The sequence below is a fragment of the Wolbachia endosymbiont (group B) of Erebia ligea genome, assembly GCF_947179575.1.
In the GTDB taxonomy this organism is placed as follows: domain Bacteria; phylum Pseudomonadota; class Alphaproteobacteria; order Rickettsiales; family Anaplasmataceae; genus Wolbachia; species Wolbachia pipientis_C.
Window position 1 is genome coordinate 633,902 of sequence record NZ_CAMXBW010000002.1, and the last position, 22,772, is coordinate 656,673.

The following is a 22,772-nucleotide window of genomic DNA, read 5'->3' on the forward strand; positions in this document are numbered from 1 at the left end:
TAAGTTAAGTTTTTAGTTTATGATACCAAAGTAGATAAATAAGTGTTCCGCTTAAAGGGAATAGACTTGATATTAACAATGTTTTTATAGAAGTCTCGTATATTATCCAACAGCAAAAAGATACAGCCACACCTCCAATTAAAAATTTGCAGTAGCTTTTGTCTTGTATATTAACTTTGAGAAAAGCAAGGCTACATGCTAAGTAGATAAACAAAAATGACACCACAGAGATATCAATTATTGAAGTTACTTGCTCAGCAAAACTTTTGTTTGACGTTAAGATAAGTAAAACTAACACCCCTAAAGTACTGAGTATTATTCCCCAGAATGGAGCATCGTACTTGTTTTTTTTTGCAAAAAATTGCGGCATTAACTTATCTTCTGCAAGGCCTAAGGTGACCTGTCCATCAGCTAAAAACCAAGCATTTAAATTACTTACAGAGACAATAAAAGCAATAACAGAAATTATCAAATGCCAATTACCTGGAAGCATAATTTTTACTGCATCAACATATGGTGCTTTTGAACTTGCTAGGTCGTGACCGCTTATTAACCCCATGATTGAAAGGCTATTGATGAAATATATCACAGCAACACAAATTGTTCCGAGCACAATGGCCCTTGGTATTGTCTTAGCTGGATTATTAACCGATCCTGCAGGTGCTGTTGCTGATTCAAGTCCAATAAAACACCATAGAGTAAGGAGTGTAGAGCGCGCAAGGACTTGAGACATCGTAAAGTTTGATACTTCCTCACTTACAACAAAATTATTTCTATCAAAGAAAAATAATCCTGCTATGGGTATTGCAAGAAGTGCGATAATTTTAACAATGGTCAGAAGAAGCTCAACATGCCCAGCAGTAGTTACCCCTCTTAAGTTTATTAGCATGATAGCTAAAATTAATGTTATTTCTAAAAGCAAACGTATATCTTGTATATCATTATGAAAAAGCGGGGCTAAATAACCAATACTTGCAATTGTCACAGCTGTTGAGCTTACCCACGAGCTTACCCAATATGTCCAGCCAACAAAAAAAGCTGCTGTAGAGCCAAAGGCATGTTTCACATAAATATGAGGACCACCCGTTTCTGGAAATTTTGCGCAGAGTGAAGCAAAAACTAAAGCAAGAGATATAGCACCAAATCCTGATATAACCCAGCTTATGAGGCTATAAGCGCCGTATGGTGCAAGGCTAATTGGGAGCATAAAAATTCCAGAGCCGATTTGGCTACTGATCACCAAGGCGAAAATAGCCAAAAAGCCTATTTTATTTGACACAATAATTTTTATCTTAATAGATTAATAATATGATTGAAGCTCAGAAATTTCAATCGGTCTTTACAAAATTTGCATTTTTTTAATTTAAGCATACAATGAGAAGTATATTAAGGGGTGGGTTATGAATCCGAGGTTAAGAAATTTTTTGATTATTTGTGGAAGTATTTTATTGCTTGTTTCCGCTATTGCAGCAATAATTTTACTTGAATATTTGCTTGATATCTTCACTGATATGCTTTTTCAATTTCTTCTTGCTAAAACTTCAAGTGAAATATTAGCTTTTTTGGGAACACTTGCAATTTTTCTAGCTGTTGGCGTTTCGTGTTACGGACTGCATAAGCTCTGTTCTATTTTTACAGAAAGGATTACAAGCAGCTATCAGTCTTTCAAAAATGAAAATAGTAATGATAACATTTTTTCTGAAGTATATAATGACCCGACAATAGGGTTGAAAGATAAGATTCTGTTTTTTTCTATATACTCAATATATTGTATCCAATTACCATTTTTGTATTGTTCATCGAAGATATCAGAGCTTAGCAGAACATTATCAAATAGTAGAGCGTTGGGTCTTAGAATATGTTTAGTGCTTATTAATACTATATTATTGATCCCAGTAGCACTTCTTGAGTTAATAAAGTATCCATTGATAAAGCTCTTCTCGCCTCTGGGTTTAAGTGTAAAGCAAATGAGCTTTTTGTTTAATGTAAGTGATGTAGGCACCGGCAGTCAGAGTGTTCATACGAGTAGTTTTGAATACAGCATTCTCCAATGCGCTCAAGACTTAAAGCAGAAATTCGGAAATCAACCAAATATGCTCAATAAAGAGTTTGCAGACTACATAAATAATTCAGATGAGCTTACACCTCCACAAAAAGAGCAATTAAACCTTTATCTTAACTTTAATGGCTCCAATAGAGCAACTTATAGAGAATCAAGAACTGGATTAACGCTAACACAAGCTGCAAACTTAGTTTTAGCTGCAGCTAAGAATCAGAAGTTAGATGTAGACTTACTAAAATGCATGTTACTCATGCGTTTACAAGAAGGAAGTGGTGCATGTCATCTTGGAATGTTTAATCGTATTATTTATTCACTTAGTTGTCTTGAAGCAAAAAACAACTTTACAGTCGAGGTAAATGCTCAAGTATACGAAAGAATGCCGAGCATTACGGAAGAGTTTCTTAAGCATTGTAAAAGTAAAAAGATGAAGATTTTAAAGGATAATTTTGACAATTTCTACTCTGAGAATGATATGGATCTTGAAGTAAAAGATAGTATGGGTAAGTTGATGGAAGAGGCAAAGCAATTTGTCTTTAATAAATTGTATATTGATTATTATAATAGATATGGTCAAGAAGTTGGAAGGGGCCCTATAAAGCAGAAATTGAAAGAACTAATTACAGATGAGGATATCAAGGAAGCAGTAAGTGCTGTAATAGATAATATAGAAATCCCTGAAAAACCATCTACTTATCTTGAAAAGATGAAAGCATTTTTTGCAGGGCATACAAGATTCTCTGCTGCTTAGAGCTCTGAGACTTGCCTAAGCTTTGATTGTGAGTTAGGCGTAAAGTTAAAATTGGTATTTACAATTAACTCACAGCAAACTAAACAATGGCAACCTGGAAACACTTCAATTTTTCCTTATTGATTTGTGGCAGGTTCTTTGTTATGGTTATGAAAAGAAACTTCAAACCTCATTAGTATACTTTGATAGGTTAGTATTACATATGATAATATTGATAACAAATGATGATGGTTTTGAAAGTGAAGGAATAAGACTACTTAAAGAAATTGCACACAATTTTGCATCGGAAGTATGGATAGTGGCACCAGATACTGATAGGAGTGGAGCTGCAAGGTCTCTTGACTATCCAGTAAAGCAATTTATTAAAATAAGTCAACATAGTGAAAGGGAGTTTAGTGTGTCTGGTACTCCCGCAGATTGTGTCATTATTGCACTAAATAAGATTATGAATAAAAAACCAGATTTAATATTATCTGGAGTAAATATTGGATCAAATGTCGGCGATGATATTTGTTATTCAGGCACAATCGGTGCTGCAATGGAAGGTGCTGCAAGATCTATACCTTCTATTGCGCTGAGCCAAGTTTATCATGGTAAAATAGACTGGAACAATACAAAGATTTTTGCACCAAAGGTTATTGCCAAGCTAATGAAAGTTGGTTGGCCTAAGAATATAGTGATGAGTATAAATTTTCCTGCTACAGAAAAAGTGAAAGGGGTCGAATTTGCTGAACAAGGTGAATATAACATTGATGGTGATTTAACTTTTACTGAAAACTTGAATGGTTCTTTGAGCTTAAATTGGTCTCGAGAGCACTCAGGCAGTGGTAGTATAAATAAAATAAAAGGAGGTTTTATTACTATTACACCGATAAAATTAGATTTTACAGATTATGATATATTAAATGCTATGAAAAATTCTTGTGCAGAGGAATTTTCTTCTATAGCTAACACTCCTATTGCTTCTGATTAGATATTTTCTACGATTTTATCTCGAGCAATCATTTTTTCTTCACCCGTGTCCATGTTTTTAATTTTTAAAGTTTTACTGCTTAGCTCTTCATCACCAAAGATTAATACAACTTTTGCATTTGCTTGATTTGCTTTTTTCATTCGGGTTTTTAGAGTTCCACTATATTCGTAAATCACATATAAACCATTTCTGCGTAATTCACTTGCAAGTGTTAGAGCATGTTCTTCAGCTTCTCCACCGATTGGAATTATATAAATAGGCCTCTCTTTTTTTTCAGCATAGTTGATTAATTCCATTATACGCTCAATCCCCCCTGCAAATCCTATTGCTGGAGTGTGTTTTCCACCTACTGAAGATACTAGATTATCGTATCTTCCACCGGCAAAAACTGCTCCTTGTGCACCTAAATCTTCTGTGACAAATTCAAATACTGTGTGACAATAATAGTCTAGACCTCGAACTAATTTGCTATTTACAGTGTAAGGTATGCCAAGAGCTTGCAGTGCATTTAACACCTGGTCAAAGAAATATGAAGATTCTTTTGTATAATAATCACTGATTTTTGGTGCGTCAGAGATTATTTCTTTATCTATCTTATCCTTAGAGTCTAATATTCTGAGTGGGTTTTTAATCAATCTATTTTGACTATCTTCTGATAGGTCATTTTGAAACTTTTTTAAATACGATATCAAAGCCTCTCTATACTTACTTGTTGTTTCACTCTCACCCAAAGAGTTGATTTCCAGTCTTACATTCTCATTGATGCCAAATTCAGTGAGTAAATGCTGAGCAAGTGATATCAATTCAATATCAGCTTTCGGATCTTCTATGCCAAAAATCTCAAAATTTATCTGATGAAATTGCCTTTGTCGTCCCTTTTGTGGTCTTTCATAGCGGAATGCAGGTCCTGTTGAGAATAATTTTATCGGTGTTTGCAGTTTTTTTTCAATGAGTAACCTAACAATAGCTGCAGTGAATTCAGGACGCAGAGTCATGCTCTTTCCTCCTTTATCAATAAAAGTATACATCTCTTTATTTATGATATCTGAACTATCACCTAAAGTCTTTGTAAAGACTTCTGTGTATTCAAATATCGGAGTTTGAACAGGTAAAAAGTCGTATAAACTTGAGATTCTATTTGCTGTTTGCTCTATGTATTTAAATTTATACCATTCATCAAACAGAAGATCTTTCGTTCCTTTAACTGTTTGATTAGTCATAGCATAGTCTCTATACCTGAAACTTCTGGTATGTGATAGCTTAGCATATTCTGCACTCCTTGTTTTAAGGTAATTGCAGCACTTGGGCACCCAGAGCAAGCTCCTTGCAGTTCAACGTAAACTATTCCGTCTTTATAGCCACGGAACTTGATATCACCACCATCTTGAGCAACTGCAGGTTTAATATAACTTTCCATCAATTCTTTTATTCTATTTACAATTTCTATATCATTTTCATTAAAGAATTCTTCCTCTAGCATTTTATTATCACTTACTCCTTCTTTATCAAATGCTTTTCCACCAGAAGTAAAGTGATCCATAATTGTAGTTAAAATTTCCACCTTTACTATATCCCAATTCATTCTATCTGATTTTGTTACTGAAATAAAATCATGACCAAAAAATACTCTTACAACATGTTCTATTTGAAAAAGATTTACTGCTAGTTTGGAGTTCTTTATTTCATCTGCATTTGAAAAATCAGCTGTTTCTCCTTCGCTCAGAATTTCAAAACCAGGAAGAAATTTCAGCGTGTTTGGGTTTGGTGTTTCTTCAATCTGGATAAACATGTTATTTACCATGACAATTATAATTGTTACTATTTAATCATAAAATGATAAAAAAATATACATGTCATTCATCTTCTTCCTTTTTTTGATATTCACAATAATCACGTTTGTTTTACCTAGCGTTGTTGTATTTTTTCTCTTTTTGGCAAAGAGAAATAACATAAGTTTTATGATGAACTCTATATTAAGTAAGTTTTTGAACGAATTTAACAGTAGTAAAAGTTACACCAAAAATTACACTGGTGATAATATGTCCAAAGATGAAGCATTAAAAATACTGGGGCTGAATTCCGAGGCAAGCCAAAATGAAATCAATAAGGCATACCAAAATTTAATGAAACTGGTCCATCCAGACAAGGGAGGATCGGAATATTTTGCACAAAAGTTAAACGCAGCACGTGATAGGTTGATGAAGACCTAATTTTAACCATTGTTTTCTCTGTAAATTTTGCTTGTACATATTAAGTTGCATGATATAAAACCGGAAACATTATTCTTTAGGAGGTATTTGATGAAAAAACTTGAGAGATTGAGAAAGAATTTATTTGCGGCTATAGATGAGCTTAATATTAAGAAAGTTAAAAGATATGTTAAAAAGGCAAGATATATAAATAAAGAAAAAGAGATTATTAATGGTAAAAAAGATGGTATGGCACCTATACATCTTGCTGTTTATAAAGGTAGCTTAGAGATAGTGCGGTTTTTGCTTAAAAATAATGCTAATATTAATGCTGTTAGTGATGGATGTCTTGTTCCTTACTCGTACGTTACTACCATGAGTAGCAAAACAGAAATAAAAGAAATGATATATCATTGTACTAGTAGTACCACTTCCCAAGTAATGCAAGGTTTTACAGCTTTACACTTAGCCTTTTTTTATTGTCGATTAGATATCGCGAATCTTCTGCTCAATAATAACATTATTAATGTTATTATTAGAAATGCAAATGGCAAAACGGCATTTGAGGTTATTCCAGGTTATGAAAGCCTTTGCAGTGATGGCTGTGACATGAGCAAAATATACTTAGATTTATCAAAATTTCACAAAAATAATTGTACAGAACTATTACTTTCTGCTAGAATAAATACTAAGTTAGAATTAGAAGCTGGTGATACTCCAGATGCAGCAAGTAGTACAGCGAACCCTTTCTCAGCCTCCACCAGGGCAGATACTAAGATAGGATTGGAAGCTGGTGATACTCCAGATCCTGCACCAAGCAGTGCAGTAAAATCTTTTTCTTTTATTAATAATATATTTAGTTGGGTAACCACTGCCACACTCAGCAGCTTATTCAGCAGTGCTCCTGCTTTACCTTCTGCACAGCAATCTGTTGACCACTTAGATGGTAGCCCAATTGGTTCTTCACAAGTTGATTTTAATGGAACAGCTCTACTAACTGATGTAATGATCAGAAAGTTCACAGGGAAAAAATACTCAAGCCCACTAGAAGATTCACTTCTCACAATAGAAGAAATTAGAGAAAGAAAGCTTAACACTATAGAAAAAAACTTCGAGACAGCACTGAGTAAGTGTGAAAAACTTTATCAATGTCCTGAAAGTTCATTAAGTAATTTAACGATATCTAAAGGTATGCATCAAAAGTCCCTCTAAATCAGTTAAAATAAGCACTCTAATTAGAGTGCTTATTATCCCTTATTTCCTTTTCTAAAGCAGATTGCTTCTTATTAAGAGCAAAAAAATGTGAATAAGGAAGCTCAGCATGTCTTGTACGAAAGTTAAAGTGATAGATTGCTGAAGACCTAATTTTTAACTATTGAAATTTTTCTCTGTAAATTTTGCTTGCACATATTAAGTTGCATGATATAAAGCCGGGAGCATTCTCTTTTAGGAGGTATTTGATGGAAAAACAAAAAATAATTGAGATTTTAGGAAGAAAATTAGTTTCTGCTATAAGCAGAGGTGATTTTCAGAAAGTTAAAGAATGTATTAAAGAGATAGAGTATAAACAAATAAAAAATGAAGTTTTGAATTATGAAAGATACTATATGAAACCTATACATCATGCTACTCTCTTGGGTAATTTAAAGATATTAGAGTTTTTATGTAACAGCGGTGCTGATGTTAATACTACTATTAGTAATCGATATTTGAGTACTCCCTTGCACATTGCTGCTAGACATGACAAACTAGAAATAGCAAAGTTTTTACTTGATCGTGATGCTAACATCAATGCTACAAATTATAAAGGTTTTACACCTTTGTACTTAGCATCTAACGGTTGTCATTTAGATATGGTAAAACTCCTACTCTGTAGAGGTGCTGATGCTAGTATTCAAAGTCGTTACGGCAAAACAGCATTAGATGTTGTTGGAAATGCTAGAAAAGATGAATGTAGTAGTAGTGAAATTCAAAAAATAGAATCTGTATTGAGCAGTGCTACTGAAGCTGACTGTGAAGCAAAATTAACTTCTATAAAAGCAGGTATTAAAGACGCTAACGACAGCACAGATTTTGTAAGTAGTGCAGCGAGTCTTCAATTATCCCCTACCAAAGCAATTAAGATAGAATTGGAAGTTAGTAATACCAAAAACTTGGCAAGTAGCACAGTGAACTCTTCCTCCACTCTTATCAGAGAAAATTTTGAAGAAGTTAGCAGCACTGCAAGCAATGCTGTAAAACCTTCCTCTTTTATTAATAGTATATTTAGTGGGATAACTACTACCATCAATAGCTTGTTCAGCAGTGCTCCTGCCTTACCTCCTGCACAACAATCTGTTGATCACTTGGCTGTTAGCCCTATTGGTTCTTCACAAATTGACTGTAATGGAATAGCTACGCTAATTGCTATGGCAGTAAGTTATATTAAAGGAAAACAATATTTAAGGCCACTGGACAATCCACCTCTGACAAGAATTGATATTATAGACAAAAAAGTCGAGACGGCAATTAGTAATTGTGAAAAACGTTATCAATGTCCTCGAATTCATTAAGCAATTCAACAATATCTAAAGGCATGCATCAAAAGTCCCTTTAAAATAAGCACTCGAGTTTGAGTGCTTATTTTCCTCCTTCTTCAGCATACTGCTTCTTATCAAGTACTGAAAATTTAAATGAGGGGCTTCGAATATCTTGCACAAAAGTTACGTGATAAGTTGCTGAAGACCTCATTTTTAACCATTGAAATTTTTTCTCTGTAAATTTTGCTTGCGCATACTAACTTGTGTGATATAAAGCCAGGAACGGTGTAATTTGGGAAGTATTTAATGCAATATATGCAAAAACGGATAAGGATTGAGAACTTTATAGATGAGTTATTTGTTGCTATAGAAGAGCATAGTCTTCTAAAAGCTAACATATGTATCAAAACTGCAGTGATGATGAAACTAAAAAATCAGGTTTTTATTGGTGAAAGATACGGTATGAAACCTATAAGTTTTGCTGTTAAAGAAAATAGCTTCAAGACATTGAAGTTTTTGGTTAATAACGGTGCCAATGTTAATGCTGCTAGTAGTGAAAGTTTGAGAGTTGCCTTGCACGTTGCTGCTGAATATGGTAGAGAAGACGCAGGACAGTTTCTACTTAGTCGTTATGCTAAGATCAATTTGCAAGATATAATGGGTAAGGTGCCTTTGCACTTAGCGTCTTTCCATTGCCAAGTGGAAATGGTGGAACTTCTGATCAAGCATGATGTTAATATTTATATAAGAGATGCGGGTGGTAGAATACCACTGGATGTTGTTGGAGATGATCCAAAATCTATATGTAATAGTAATACAAGGCAAAAAATAATATCTATATTAAAATGTGCTGATAAAGTTAATTGTCAGACATTAGCTTCTAGGACAAATCTTAAGGTAATAGAAGCTAGCAATAACTTTAGCTATCATAATAGTACAAGTGTGTTAAGCAGCGCAGTAAAACCTTCTTCTTTTATTAATAGTGTATTTAGTTGGATGGGAACTTCAACAACTGCTGCACTCAGTAGCCTATTTCAGAGTGCCCCTGCTTTACCTCCTGCAAAGCAATCTATTGCACATTCGACTGGAAGCTCAATTGGTTCTTCACAAGTCGATTGTAATGGAACAGTTCTCCTAACTGCTATAGCAATAAGTAAATTCACAGGGGAAAGATATTCAATGCCACTGGATGATTCACTTTTAACGATAAGACAGGTTAAAGAAAGAAAACTTAATTCTCTAGAAAGAGATGTCAAGATGGCACTTAGCAAGTGTGACAAACTTTATCAGTATCCTGAAAGCTCACTGAGCAACTTCACAATATCTAAAGGCGTGCGTCATCAAAAGCACCTCTAAATCAGTTAAAACAAGCACTCAAGTCTGAGTGCTTGTTTTTCTATCCCTTGTTTCCTCTTCTAAAGCAGATTGCTTATTATCAAGTAATAAAAATTTTGAATTAGGGGCTTAAAATATTTTGCAAAAAAGTTGCGTGATAGGTTGTTGAAAGACCTAATTCTTCACTATTGAAATTTTTTCTCTATAAATTTCACTTGTGCATACTCAATTACATGATATAAAGCCGGGAATGTTATTTTTTTAAAGGTGTTTTTATGCCAATAAGTGTTGAGAAATTAAGAAAAGAATTACTTGCTGCTATAAGCATAGGTAATTTTCAGAAAGTTGAAAAATATGTTGAAGAGGCAGAGAGTGAGCATGTAAAGAATGAGGTTTTGAATAGTAGAGAGCACGTTATAAATCCTCTGCGTCTTGCTACTCAAAAACGTAACTTAAGGATATTACGCTTTTTAATTGCCAAAGGTGGCGATATTAATGTTACTACTAACGCTAACTATGGATTAGAAGAGAAGAAGAAAAGAAGGTAAACTCCAGTATTTTAGAGATAATAGGAGGTTACCCAGTGAATAAGAATGTAACAGAATTATTCTGTTTTGTAGATGATTATTGTAAAATAATAGACAAAAATTTTGCAGGTAGATTATTATCCAATGGTAAAAAACCTACAAGAGTGCCAGAAATAACGCATTCCGAAATTATAACAATAATTCTGTTATATCAGCAATCTAGATATGAAAACTTTAAATCATTTTACATATGTTACTTACAGTTGCTGCATAAGTCAGACTTTTCCAGACTACCTTCTTATGATAGATTTATTGCGCTAAAACCTCGAGTTTTATGGTATTTAGCAATGTTGCTACAGTGGTTATGTGAGCAGGCAAAAAATACAGGTATTTCCTACATTGATTCAACTCCTATCACGGTCTGTCATGCAAAAAGAATATCTAAAAATAAAGTTTTTACTGGAATTGCAAAATTAAGCAAAAGCACTTATGGCTGGTTTTTTGGTTTTAAATTACATGTAGTAATCAATGAAATAGGCGAAATTCAAGGTGTTACGCTAACCAGAGGTAACATTGACGATAGAAAGCCAGTTTTAGATCTGACTAAAAAACTAACGGGTTTATTATTTGGAGATAAAGGTTATATCCAAAAAGGTCTATTTCTACAATTACTTGATAGAAATTTAAAGCTTGTTACCAAGATAAAAAAAGGGATGAAAAACGCATTAATCTCTCTAAATGAGAAGATTTTTTTAAGGAAAAGATCTATTATTGAAACAGTTTTTGGTTACCTAAAAAATAGATTAGAAATTGAGCACACTCGCCACCGATCTCCTTTTAACTTTCTGGTTCATATTTTTTCTACACTCATTTCATACTCTTTACAACGTAAAAAACCTTCCATTTCCAATTCTTTTTTTGTTCGCTAATCCATAGTTAGCGTTACTAGTACTGTATATTTGAGTACTCCCTTACATATTGCTGCTGCTAACGAAGCAGAAGTAGCACAATTTCTACTTGATAATGGTGCTAATATCAATGCTACAAATTATAAAGGTTTTACACCTTTGTACTTAGCATCTTTCTATTGTTACCTAGATATGGTAAAACTTTTGCTTTTTAATAATGCCGATACTAGTATTAAAGATGTAAATGGCAAAACAGCATCGGATGTTGTTGAAGGTTATAGAAGAAATATGTGTGATAGCGATGCAAGACGAAAAATAGCATCTATGCTAGAACATACTGCTAAAGTTAGCTCTATAGGAACTATACAGACAGTGTTAGAAATGGGTAATAATTATAGTACCGCAGATGTAACAAGCAAAAAAGTTGAACTATTCATAGATGAATTATTTGCTGCTATAAACATAGGTAATTTTCAGAAAGTTGAAAAGTGCATTAAAGAGGCGGAGAGTATAGGTATAAAAAGCGAAATCTTGAGTAGTGAAAGGCATGGTATAAAACCTATACATTTTACTACTGACAAGTGCGATTTAAAAATATTGCAGCTTTTGCTTAATGAAGGTGCTGATATTAATGCTACTAATACTGAATATTTTAATACTTCTCTGCACATTGCTGCTATTAATGGTAAACAGGAAATAGCACAACTTCTAATTGATAGTGGTGCTAATATCAATGCTACAAATTATAAAGGTTTTACACCCTTATACTTAGCGTCGTTTCATTGTCAATCAGATATGGTAAAACTCTTGTTTTGCAACAATGCTGATATTAGTATTAAAGATGTAAATGGCAGAACAGCATCGGATGTTGTTGGAGGTTACAGAAGAGATATGTGTAATAACAGTAGTGCAATGCAAAGAATAGTATCTATATTAAGTGGTGCCGTTTCAATTGATTGCAAAGCGATATTAACTTCTACTAAAGTAAGTCTTAAAGAAGAATTGGAAGCTAGCAGCGTGGCAAGTAACGCAACAAGCAGTGCAGTAAAACCTTCCTCTCTTATTAATAGTATATTTAGTTGGACAACTGCTTCTACATTGGGTCGAAATACTCCTACTTTACCTTCTGCACAGCAATCTGTTGCTCATTCGGCTGGAAGTCCCATCTACTCTTCACAAGTTGATTTTAATGGAACAGCCATGTTAGGTTATTTAATGTTCAAGAAGTTTACAGGGGAAGAATGTTTAGACCCATTGAATAATCCGCTTTTTATAAAAGAAGGAATTACAGAAAGAGAGCTTAACGCTATGGTAAAAAATGTTGAGATGGCACTCAGTAAGTATGAAAAACTTTATCAATGTCCTGAAAGTTCATCAAGCAACTTAACAATATCCAAGGGTGTACGTCATCAAAAGCACCTCTAAATCAGTTAAAACAAGCACTCAAGTCTGAGTGCTTGTTTTCGTGAAATCTATTATTTAAATTAAACTTTTTATTGTGCGTTGTAGGTAAGTTGTTACAATAAAATGAGTTAAGATGAAAAAACTTTAAGTTATGGAAGATGATAGCAAGAAAGAAATAACAGAAGAAAAAGGTATATTAGGTTGGATAGAGTATAGACTGCCTATATTTTCTTTTCTAAAACATACTGCTTCTTATCAAGTACCAAAAAATTTAAATTATGCTTGGAATTTTGGTTCTTTGGCTGGTATAGCACTAATTTTGCAGATAATAACAGGTATATTTCTTGCCATGCACTACACTCCGCATGTTGATCATGCATTTAATAGTGTGGAGCGTATAATGCGTGACGTAAGTTATGGATGGCTGATACGTTATACTCATGCTGTTGGGGCGTCACTCTTCTTTATGGTGGTCTATGTTCATATCATGCGTGGATTATATTACGGATCTTATAAGAGACCGCGAGAAATGGTGTGGTTTATTGGCATATTTATATTTTTTGCAATGATGGCAACTGCCTTTATGGGATATGTTCTTCCATGGGGACAAATGAGCTTTTGGGGTGCAACAGTTATAACTAACTTATTTTCAGCCATACCTTTAATTGGCAATAAAATAGTTATATGGTTGTGGGGTGGTTTTTCCGTTGATAACCCAACGCTCAATCGTTTTTTTGCACTTCATTATCTTCTTCCTTTCATTATTATTGCTTTAGCTATGTTGCATGTTGTTGCTCTGCATAGATTTGGCTCTAATAACCCAAGTGGAATAGAAGTAAGGTCAGGTAAGGACACTATCCCTTTTTATCCTTATTATATAGCAAAGGACTGCATAACTTTTGGTTTATTTTTTATAATTTTGTTTGGATTTGTTTTTTATGCCCCTAATTATCTTGGGCATCCTGATAATTATATAGAAGCTGATCCTATGGTAACTCCAGTACACATAGTACCAGAGTGGTATTTCCTACCTTTTTATGCGATGTTGCGCTCAATTCCAAATAAGCTCATTGGTGTACTTACCATGTTTGGATCTATTTTAGTTTGGTTTCTTTTGCCTTGGCTTGATAAATCAAAAGTTAAAAGTGGTGCTTATCGCCCATTATTTAAGAAATTTTTTTGGGTTTTTGCAATAAATTTTGCATTTCTTGCTTGGCTTGGGGGGCAGGAAGTTAAAGAGCCTTACATTACTTTAAGTAGACTCTCAACTCTTTATTATTTTTCATATTTTGTGATAGTTTTACCTTTACTTAGTAAATATGAGAAACCAAAAAAATTACCAAAAACAATAAGCGATTCCGTTCCGGAGATGAAGTGATGCTGTTGGTTAAAGTTGCTCTGTTTTGTGTATTATTTCTCACTAATTCTCTTTCTGCAGAGGAGTTTAAACCTTTACCAAATAAGAAAATCGACTGGAGTTTTGATGGAATTACTGGATCTTTCGATAGAGAGTCAATTCAGCGTGGCTATAAAGTATACAAGGAAGTCTGTGCTGCTTGCCATTCAATGAATAGAATAGCGTTTCGTAATTTGCAAGATGTTGGTTTTTCCGAAGAGGATGTAAAACAAATTGCAGCCTCTTACCAAGTGAAAGATGGTCCAAATGATTTGGGTGAAGTGTTTGATAGGCCGGGAGTGTCTTCGGATTATTTTATTGCACCTTTTGATACAAAAGAAGCAGCTGCAGCAAGTAATAATGGTGCAATTCCACCAGACTTATCACTCATTGTTAAAGCAAGGCACGATGGTGCAAATTATATCTATTCACTACTAATTGGTTATCAAAACGGTGAACATGATGAGAACGGTTTATATTTTAATCCATATTTTTCAACAGGCAGGTTAGCTATGGCACCACCACTCTCTGAAGGAATGGTAGAATATGATGGTACAAGGCAAGCCACAGTTGAAAATATGGCATATGATGTGGTAAATTTCTTACAATGGGCAGCAGAGCCAGAACTGGAGCGCCGACATAAACTTGGGCTAAAAGTAGTGACATATTTTATAATTTTGACGGTGTTTTTTGTTCTCACTAACAATAGAGTTTGGAGCCAACTCTATAAAAAAGGAAAATAGAACTTCATTTACGCTCGTTTTTATACCTTACTCATAATATCATGTGTATTATGTAATGATAAATATATTATGAAAGTATAGGGATTATGGCATTTCAAATAGTTACAAATTTTCAGCCAGCTGGGGATCAACCACAAGCAATAGATAGTTTAGTTGAAGGACTAAATAACAAAAAAAGAGATCAGGTTTTACTTGGAGTAACTGGCTCTGGAAAAACTTTTACTATGGCAAATGTTATTGCAAGAACAAACAGGCCTGCGTTAATTATGGCGCATAATAAAACTTTAGCGGCACAGCTTTACGAGGAGATGAGAGGATTTTTCCCCCACAATGCTGTTGGATACTTCATTTCTTATTATGATTATTATCAGCCTGAGGCTTATTCGCCACAAACAGACACTTATATTGAAAAAGACTCTTTAATAAATGAAAGAATTGATATGCTACGCTATTCTGCTATATGCTCTCTTTTGGAGCGTAGGGACACGATTGTAGTTGCGAGTGTTTCTTGTATATATGGTCTTGGTTCGCCTGAGAGCTATCTCAGCATGACCTTGACTTTAAGTGCTGGAGATAAGATTCATGTTAATGACTTTCTGAATAATTTAGCTAATCTCCAATATAAACGTTCTGATGTCAGATTTGAGCGAGGATATTTCAGAGTGCGCGGCGATATTATTGATATATTTCCTGCCTATTATGAAAATAAAGCTTGGCGTTTATCATTGTTTGGTGATGAAATAGAAGAAATTTCTGAGATTGATGCCATGAACGGCAATATTATCAGACGCATAGATAAAGTCACCATTTTTCCAAATAGCTATTACACTACATCACGTGAGACTCTTTTGCAAGCAGTTCAACTGATTAAAAAAGAACTACATGAACGCCTGGATTATTACTATTCACAGAACAAAATTGTTGAAGCAAAACGCCTTGAGCAGCGTACTAATTTTGATATTGAAATGATGATGGCAACGGGAGTGTGTAAAGGTATTGAAAATTATTCGCGTTATCTTTATGGAATGAAAGCCGGAGATCCACCGCCTACATTGTTTGAGTATTTACCTAAAGATGTAATTTTATTTGTTGATGAAAGCCATGTAACCGTTCCCCAGATAGGTGCAATGTATAGCGGTAATGAAGCACGTAAAAAGAAATTGATAGATTATGGTTTTAGGCTACCTTCTGCTTTTGATAACCGTCCATTAAAATTGGAAGAGTGGGAGGCAATACGGCCCCAGACTATTTACGTTTCGGCTACTCCAGGAAAATATGAGTTAGAAAAGACTAATCACGCATTCATAGAGCAAGTTATCCGCCCAACAGGACTGACAGATCCCATCTGCACCATAAAACCAACAGAGAGTCAGGTTGATGATGTGATTCACGAGGCGCAAGTAACAATAAAAAAAGGATTTTGTATTCTAATTACCACATTGACAAAAAAAATGGCTGAAAAGCTAGCTGAGCATATGAGTGAGCTCAGTATGAAAGTAACTTACCTACATTCAGATATTGGTGCACTGGAAAGAATTGAAATTATATGCAAATTAAGATCTAAAGAAATAGATGTTCTTGTTGGCGTTAACTTATTGCGGGAAGGTCTTGATATTCCCGAATGTGGGCTGGTTGCAATTTTAGATGCTGACAAAGAAGGTTTTTTACGATCAGAGACTTCGCTCATTCAAACGATAGGCCGTGCTGCACGCAATGTTGAAGGCAGAGTAATTTTATATGCAGACAAAATTACTAATTCTATGGATCGTGCACTGAAAGAAACTGAAAGGAGAAGAAAGAAACAGACAGAGCATAATACACTGAATAATATTGTACCAAAAACTATAATAAAGCCTATATCAAATACTTTACAGGAAAAAGTGGTAGTTGAGAATTTTAGTAAGAATGATCTAAATAGTTTGAAAAAGCAAATGTTGAAGCATGCTGAAAATTTAGAGTTTGAAGAGGCGGCAAAAATAAAAGGTATTATTGAAAAATTTAATAACAGACCCGTTACATAACTAGAAAAAGGATAAATAATTAATAGTTAAGCTGACTTTGATTTACCAAAGATTTGAAAAACTATTATCTAAGAACATATCTTGAAAGGACTTAAGTGGTTAAGCATAGTCATATTAAAGAGTTCTTGAAGTAAGGAGAGCACACTCATACGTCAAGCAAACAACGTTTACCTAAAATTCTGTGACATTAGCAGCTTTCTTGGCCCGTTTTCAGTAAACAGTGAGTATCCGTTCAGAGGTGTGGCAAGGATAAAAAACAATTGACATAATATATTAAAGTAGTAATAACACAAAATGTTGATAGTAAAGTAAGGCTAGATGCTTCAATTGTTGATCAGTATTGTAGAGTTATGTAAAAACTTAGAGCAGAAAGTAGCAAAGATTGAAGAAAAAAATAAAATCTTAGAAATAGAGAATGCTGAACTAAGAGAGAGACTCGGCTTAAACTCAAGGAATTCATCTTTACCAAGTTCAAAAGAGCTGTACAAAATAAAAAAAGACACACCAGAAGATAAGTCAGAGGGCGGCAGGAAGATAGGTGGTCAAGTTGGACATAAGGGGAATTGCCGAGCTAAAATGGAAGCAGATGAGGTGGTGAAGGTAGAGTTACCAAATAGATGCGAGTGTGGTGAAGAAATCGCAATATCGGAAAAACCATATGTCTATCAAAAAGTTGATTTACCAGAAATTAAGCCTTACGTAGTTGAGTATCAATTAGAACATGGTCGCTGTCGTAAATGCGGAAAAAGAAGGAGTAGCAAATTACCAGAAGGAGTTACACCGGATACCTTTGGTCCTAGAGTTAAGTCAGTAGTTGCATCACTAAGTGGGTTTTATAAGAATTCAAAGCGAGAAATAGCGAATATTATGAAAGACATCTTTAACATGAGTATAAGTGTTGGTAGTGTGTCCAATAGTGAAGCAAGGGTTTCGTCAAAATGTAAAGAAGCCTATGAACAAATAGAGGAAGAAATAAAAGCAAGCGAAATTTTGCATATTGATGAAACCAGTCACTACAACAAAGGCAAATTGGGATGGTGCTGGATGTTTGCCAACAATAAAGCAAGTCTTATGAAGTTAGCAGATACAAGAGGAATGAAATTTTTAAAGAATAGTGCATTTTGTGATTACAAAAACCTGGTAATTACTGACAGATATGCAGTTTACAACCACTTCAGTGATGAAAAACGACAAATTTGTTGGGCTCACTTATTGAGAAATTTCGAGAGGTTATCTCATAGTTGGAATAGTGAAGTAATGAGACTTGGCCATTGTTTAAAAGACGCAGCTAATGGATTGTTTGTATTAAAAAACGCTTTGTCAGAAAATGAAAGTATCCGTTCAGAGGTGTGGCAAGGATAAAAAACAATTGACATAATATATTAAAGTAGTAATAACACAAAATGTTGATAGTAAAGTAAGGCTAGATGCTTCAATTGTTGATCAGTATTGTAGAGTTATGTAAAAACTTAGAGCAGAAAGTAGCAAAGATTGAAGAAAAAAATAAAATCTTAGAAATAGAGAATGCTGAACTAAGAGAGAGACTCGGCTTAAACTCAAGGAATTCATCTTTACCAAGTTCAAAAGAGCTGTACAAAATAAAAAAAGACACACCAGAAGATAAGTCAGAGGGCGGCAGGAAGATAGGTGGTCAAGTTGGACATAAGGGGAATTGCCGAGCTAAAATGGAAGCAGATGAGGTGGTGAAGGTAGAGTTACCAAATAGATGCGAGTGTGGTGAAGAAATCGCAATATCGGAAAAACCATATGTCTATCAAAAAGTTGATTTACCAGAAATTAAGCCTTACGTAGTTGAGTATCAATTAGAACATGGTCGCTGTCGTAAATGCGGAAAAAGAAGGAGTAGCAAATTACCAGAAGGAGTTACACCGGATACCTTTGGTCCTAGAGTTAAGTCAGTAGTTGCATCACTAAGTGGGTTTTATAAGAATTCAAAGCGAGAAATAGCGAATATTATGAAAGACATCTTTAACATGAGTATAAGTGTTGGTAGTGTGTCCAATAGTGAAGCAAGGGTTTCGTCAAAATGTAAAGAAGCCTATGAACAAATAGAGGAAGAAATAAAAGCAAGCGAAATTTTGCATATTGATGAAACCAGTCACTACAACAAAGGCAAATTGGGATGGTGCTGGATGTTTGCCAACAATAAAGCAAGTCTTATGAAGTTAGCAGATACAAGAGGAATGAAATTTTTAAAGAATAGTGCATTTTGTGATTACAAAAACCTGGTAATTACTGACAGATATGCAGTTTACAACCACTTCAGTGATGAAAAACGACAAATTTGTTGGGCTCACTTATTGAGAAATTTCGAGAGGTTATCTCATAGTTGGAATAGTGAAGTAATGAGACTTGGCCATTGTTTAAAAGACGCAGCTAATGGATTGTTTGTATTAAAAAACGCTTTGTCAGAAAATGAAATTAGTATTTCAAAGTTCACTAAGCAAGCTAAAGAATTACGAAGATACATACAGTACTGCATGATAAAAATATCTTATATACTTGAAGCAAAAGGAGCTTCACGAACGGTAAAGGGTATTATAAAATCCGAGTCAATGATGTGGACATTTTTGGATGACCCAGAGAATATTCCATTAACGAATAACCATGTTGAGCGACAGATACGGCATTATGTTGTCTATCGTAAGAATTCATATTTTGCACAGTCAGAGCGAGGGAATAGATTTCTTGAGCGGATAATTTCGTTGTATCTGACTTGGAAACAAAAGGAATTAAACCCTTTTCAAAACCTGCTAGCTGTTGTTTCTTAAACCACACCTCTGAACGGATACAAATGAAATTAGTATTTCAAAGTTCACTAAGCAAGCTAAAGAATTACGAAGATACATACAGTACTGCATGATAAAAATATCTTATATACTTGAAGCAAAAGGAGCTTCACGAACGGTAAAGGGTATTATAAAATCCGAGTCAATGATGTGGACATTTTTGGATGACCCAGAGAATATTCCATTAACGAATAACCATGTTGAGCGACAGATACGGCATTATGTTGTCTATCGTAAGAATTCATATTTTGCACAGTCAGAGCGAGGGAATAGATTTCTTGAGCGGATAATTTCGTTGTATCTGACTTGGAAACAAAAGGAATTAAACCCTTTTCAAAACCTGCTAGCTGTTGTTTCTTAAACCACACCTCTGAACGGATACGTCCATTGATCCTGCGCGTGTGCCAGCTATGAAACCACAAACTCTTGCCCCTTCTGAAGAAAAAGTAGGGATAGATGGACCAAGTGCAGATAGTGGTTTTGGTGGTTCACCTAAGAATTCAGCTATAGGTAAATCACATACTGGAAACTCAAGCAAATTCCTTAGGCCCGACTACTATGGTGAAGGTAAAGGTGGGGGTGATGCTTCGGCTAAAGATAGTGGCTTTGGACATTCTTCAGCACGATCTTCTTTTAATAAGCCCAAAACAACATTTAACCAACCTTCTATATCACAGCCTGACCAATGTTCTTCAAAAAAGCGTACATCAACTTGTTGTATTTTATAGCTAAAGAAAATTAGACTATTTGAGGACGAATTGTGAATGAAAGTTTATTTGCCAAGGTATAGCTGCCTTGGCCTACAAATCTTGGTTTCTTTATCGTTTATCATTTCATACCACTGGGCAACCCACCCAGTGGTTCTTGCAAGTGCAAAAATGGGTGTAAACATACTTGAAGGGATACCAATAGCATTCATTATTATACCTGAATAAAAATCAACATTTGGATATAACTTACGTGTAATAAAATACTCATCCTTTAAAGCTATTTCTTCAAGTTTTTTTGCAATTTCAAGTAATTCATTGTTTTGCTCTAGTTTGCTTAAAATCTCATGACAAGCATCCTTTAATATAAGCGCGCGCGGATCATAGTTTTTATAAACACGATGTCCAAATCCCATTAGCTTAAATGGATCTTTATCATCTTTAGCTTTCTCAATGAATCTATCTACATCTCCACTTTGCTCTATCTCTTTTAACATATTTATAACTGCCTCATTAGCTCCACCGTGTGCTGGACCCCAAAGTGTAGCAACTCCTGCAGACAGGCTTGCAAATAGATTAGAACCAGCTGACCCTACCAATCTGACAGCTGCTGTAGAAGCATTCTGTTCATGATCAGCATGGAGAGTAAATATTTTATCCAGAGCTTTTACAAAAAGGGTATTATTAACAGCACTGCCAAATATCATATTTAAGAAATTCTCACTATAACTTAATTTATTATTAGCATTTATGAATTCCTGATTGTTGATATGTCTATAAATCATTGCAACAATTGCAGGAACTTTTGCTATTGCAGAAATTCCAAAATCTAAATCTTCACCATTGACATTTTTGCCATGCATTTCATGGTAAGACGCTGACAAATTTGCAAAACATGCAACTAAAATCGACATAGGGTGAGCAGTTTTTGGAAATGCTTTGATTACATTTGTAACTTGCTCTGATACTTTGGATGATTCTTGTATTTTGAGAAGAAATTTTTTGTGTTGCTCTGAACTGGGTAATTCACCATAGAGCAATAAATAAATCACAGCAGTAAAATTATTATTCTCTGCCAAATCAGCTATATTATGTCCCCTATATTTAAGAACTCCTTCATCTCCATCAATGAATGTAATTGTAGAAGAGCATGAAGCTGTAGAAACAAACCCTGGATCGTAAGTGAATAATCCTGTCTTCTTATATAAGTCCTTAATATTTAACACATCAGGACCTACTGTTCCACTTAATACGGGCAGATCAATTTTTGACCCATTACTTAGTTCCAATAATGCTTTTTTATCCATCACTTGAGCTACTTAAATTTTATACAGAATATACAAACTGAAGAGTATATATTAATACAGCTAACTTTACATTAACCGTATTAAGCGGTCATCAATGCTTTTACTTTTGCATTTAAGCGACTTATTTTACGCGCAGCGGTATTCCTATGAATGACACCTTTATTTACACATTTGTGTAAATTGGATTCAGCATTCCGAAATGCCAAGACAACATTCTCTTTATCACCAGACTTGATTATATCAACCAATTTTCTAATAGCAGTACGAGTTTTGCTTTTTCGCATCTTATTTACTAAAGTACGCTTTGCTATTACCTTCATCATTTTTTTAGCACTCTTATGATTTGCCATATATTAATACCTGTACTTTTCTTTTAATTATAAAGTTTTTTTGTTAATTTGCAATATCAGTTTTTTCTGCAATTAATCTACTACTTCTTTCTTCAATGATTTTTTCTAAACTTTGCAAGAATTCATTTTTGTTTAACCCAGGATATATGGGAGGTAATATTTCTATTACCGCCTTTCCAGGATTCTTTCTCAGAGAAAGTATGCTTTTTGGCCAAAACAAACCAGTGTTTAAAGCAATCGGTAACACAGGAACAGATAATACGCTATATAAAGCAGCAATACCCGATTGATATTTTATATTTTGGTTTATAGTTGTTCTTGTACCTTCAGGAAATATTATTATGCCTCTATTTTCTTTTATACACACTTTTGCTAATTTCATGATATGACGCACAGAACTAATACCATCTGAGCGATTAATAAAAATCATTTTTAATGCCATGAGATGCAAACCAATGAATGGAATCCATTTCAATTCACGTTTTAAAATAAAAACTGCTTTTCTAAAGAGTAGTATAAAAATAAATGTTTCAAATGGAGATTGGTGTTTAGATGCAATTATAAAAGGTTGCTTAGGAATGTTTTCCATTCCCCTCACTTCATATTTAATGCCACATAATAAACGCAACATGAATAATACAACTCTCACCGAGCAAACAAGGAAAATGGTTATTACACACTCAGGAAAGAAAATTACAGGGAGAGTAATTAAAGTATAGAATATTTCCCATAATATAAGGAGTAAATTAAACAATAAACTTGCAATCACAAAC

General features: G+C 34.3%; 20 protein-coding genes and 2 pseudogenes. 16 read left to right on the forward strand and 6 right to left on the reverse strand.

From position 1 onward, the window contains the following. Positions 1–4: 4 nt before the first annotated feature. Positions 5–1,279 carry an APC family permease gene (locus OM962_RS03680; RefSeq protein WP_264330848.1) on the reverse strand — a complete coding sequence of 425 codons (1,275 nt, stop codon included), beginning with the start codon at positions 1,277–1,279 and terminating at the stop codon, positions 5–7. Positions 1,280–1,448: 169 nt separating this feature from the next. On the opposite strand from OM962_RS03680, the gene OM962_RS03685 reads away from it, so the two are divergent. Both OM962_RS03685 and surE read left to right on the forward strand, forming a co-directional pair. Beyond that, positions 1,449–2,810: a hypothetical protein gene (locus OM962_RS03685; RefSeq protein WP_264330849.1), complete on the forward strand. Its 1,362-nt coding sequence runs from the start codon at positions 1,449–1,451 to the stop codon at positions 2,808–2,810. A gap of 202 nt (positions 2,811–3,012) precedes the next feature. Next, positions 3,013–3,783 (forward strand): 5'/3'-nucleotidase SurE, encoded by a 771-nt coding sequence (surE, locus tag OM962_RS03690; protein ID WP_264330850.1) that lies wholly within the window; start codon positions 3,013–3,015, stop codon positions 3,781–3,783. Here the strand turns inward: surE and hisS are convergent. Together hisS and OM962_RS03700 are read right to left on the reverse strand one after the other, a co-directional pair. After that, a complete protein-coding gene (gene hisS, locus OM962_RS03695) occupies positions 3,780–5,003 on the reverse strand; it encodes a histidine--tRNA ligase (protein ID WP_264330851.1) in 1,224 nt (407 codons plus the stop codon). The genes surE and hisS overlap by 4 nt on opposite strands. Continuing rightward, positions 5,000–5,572 (reverse strand): NifU family protein, encoded by a 573-nt coding sequence (locus OM962_RS03700; protein ID WP_006015115.1) that lies wholly within the window; start codon positions 5,570–5,572, stop codon positions 5,000–5,002. The genes hisS and OM962_RS03700 overlap by 4 nt, the downstream gene beginning before the upstream one ends. 169 nt (positions 5,573–5,741) lie before the next feature. Here OM962_RS03700 and OM962_RS03705 point away from each other — a divergent pair, with 169 nt between their 5' ends. The 14 genes and pseudogenes from OM962_RS03705 (at position 5,742) to OM962_RS03770 (ending at position 20,363) form a co-directional block, all read left to right on the forward strand. Next, positions 5,742–5,993, forward strand: coding sequence for a J domain-containing protein (locus tag OM962_RS03705; RefSeq protein ID WP_245609393.1), 252 nt, complete (start codon positions 5,742–5,744; stop codon positions 5,991–5,993). A gap of 90 nt (positions 5,994–6,083) precedes the next feature. Then, positions 6,084–7,184: an ankyrin repeat domain-containing protein gene (locus OM962_RS03710; protein ID WP_264330852.1), complete on the forward strand. Its 1,101-nt coding sequence runs from the start codon at positions 6,084–6,086 to the stop codon at positions 7,182–7,184. A gap of 248 nt (positions 7,185–7,432) precedes the next feature. After that, entirely contained in the window at positions 7,433–8,524 is a 1,092-nt protein-coding gene (locus tag OM962_RS03715; RefSeq protein ID WP_264330853.1) for an ankyrin repeat domain-containing protein, read from the forward strand. Positions 8,525–8,797: 273 nt separating this feature from the next. Beyond that, on the forward strand, positions 8,798–9,847 hold the full coding sequence (locus OM962_RS03720; RefSeq protein ID WP_264330854.1) for an ankyrin repeat domain-containing protein: 1,050 nt from the start codon (positions 8,798–8,800) through the stop codon (positions 9,845–9,847). A gap of 254 nt (positions 9,848–10,101) precedes the next feature. After that, positions 10,102–10,374, forward strand: coding sequence for an ankyrin repeat domain-containing protein (locus OM962_RS03725; RefSeq protein WP_264330855.1), 273 nt, complete (start codon positions 10,102–10,104; stop codon positions 10,372–10,374). 35 nt (positions 10,375–10,409) lie between these two features. Then, entirely contained in the window at positions 10,410–11,282 is an 873-nt protein-coding gene (locus tag OM962_RS03730; protein ID WP_264330502.1) for an IS982 family transposase, read from the forward strand. Between the two features lie 30 nt (positions 11,283–11,312). Beyond that, complete coding sequence (locus tag OM962_RS03735) at positions 11,313–12,686, forward strand: ankyrin repeat domain-containing protein (protein WP_264330856.1); 1,374 nt, start codon at positions 11,313–11,315, stop codon at positions 12,684–12,686. Between the two features lie 130 nt (positions 12,687–12,816). Continuing rightward, positions 12,817–14,043: a cytochrome b gene (locus OM962_RS03740; RefSeq protein WP_211907500.1), complete on the forward strand. Its 1,227-nt coding sequence runs from the start codon at positions 12,817–12,819 to the stop codon at positions 14,041–14,043. Continuing rightward, positions 14,043–14,804: a cytochrome c1 gene (locus tag OM962_RS03745; protein WP_264330857.1), complete on the forward strand. Its 762-nt coding sequence runs from the start codon at positions 14,043–14,045 to the stop codon at positions 14,802–14,804. The genes OM962_RS03740 and OM962_RS03745 overlap by 1 nt, the downstream gene beginning before the upstream one ends. Positions 14,805–14,890: 86 nt before the next feature. Then, entirely contained in the window at positions 14,891–16,825 is a 1,935-nt protein-coding gene (uvrB, locus tag OM962_RS03750) for an excinuclease ABC subunit UvrB (protein ID WP_264330858.1), read from the forward strand. A gap of 318 nt (positions 16,826–17,143) precedes the next feature. Beyond that, positions 17,144–18,157, forward strand: a pseudogene (gene tnpC / locus OM962_RS03755) (IS66 family transposase); the annotation flags it as partial. A 107-nt stretch (positions 18,158–18,264) separates the two neighbouring features. Then, the gene (tnpC, locus tag OM962_RS03760) at positions 18,265–19,617 is read left to right on the forward strand and encodes an IS66 family transposase (protein ID WP_264330459.1); all 1,353 of its coding nucleotides are present in this window, start codon (positions 18,265–18,267) and stop codon (positions 19,615–19,617) included. 22 nt (positions 19,618–19,639) lie between these two features. After that, a pseudogene (locus tag OM962_RS03765) lies at positions 19,640–19,996 on the forward strand (IS66 family transposase); the annotation flags it as partial. Between the two features lie 49 nt (positions 19,997–20,045). Further along, positions 20,046–20,363 carry a hypothetical protein gene (locus OM962_RS03770; RefSeq protein WP_264330859.1) on the forward strand — a complete coding sequence of 106 codons (318 nt, stop codon included), beginning with the start codon at positions 20,046–20,048 and terminating at the stop codon, positions 20,361–20,363. A gap of 44 nt (positions 20,364–20,407) precedes the next feature. On the opposite strand, the gene OM962_RS03775 is transcribed toward OM962_RS03770, so the two are convergent. The 3 genes from OM962_RS03775 to OM962_RS03785 all read right to left on the reverse strand — a co-directional run bounded on the left by OM962_RS03775 (position 20,408) and on the right by OM962_RS03785 (position 22,768). After that, on the reverse strand, positions 20,408–21,649 hold the full coding sequence (locus OM962_RS03775; protein WP_264330860.1) for a citrate synthase: 1,242 nt from the start codon (positions 21,647–21,649) through the stop codon (positions 20,408–20,410). A gap of 80 nt (positions 21,650–21,729) precedes the next feature. Beyond that, positions 21,730–21,999 carry a 30S ribosomal protein S20 gene (gene rpsT / locus OM962_RS03780; RefSeq protein ID WP_006013011.1) on the reverse strand — a complete coding sequence of 90 codons (270 nt, stop codon included), beginning with the start codon at positions 21,997–21,999 and terminating at the stop codon, positions 21,730–21,732. 43 nt (positions 22,000–22,042) lie between these two features. Next, positions 22,043–22,768 carry a lysophospholipid acyltransferase family protein gene (locus tag OM962_RS03785; protein WP_319606754.1) on the reverse strand — a complete coding sequence of 242 codons (726 nt, stop codon included), beginning with the start codon at positions 22,766–22,768 and terminating at the stop codon, positions 22,043–22,045. Positions 22,769–22,772 lie beyond the last annotated feature (4 nt).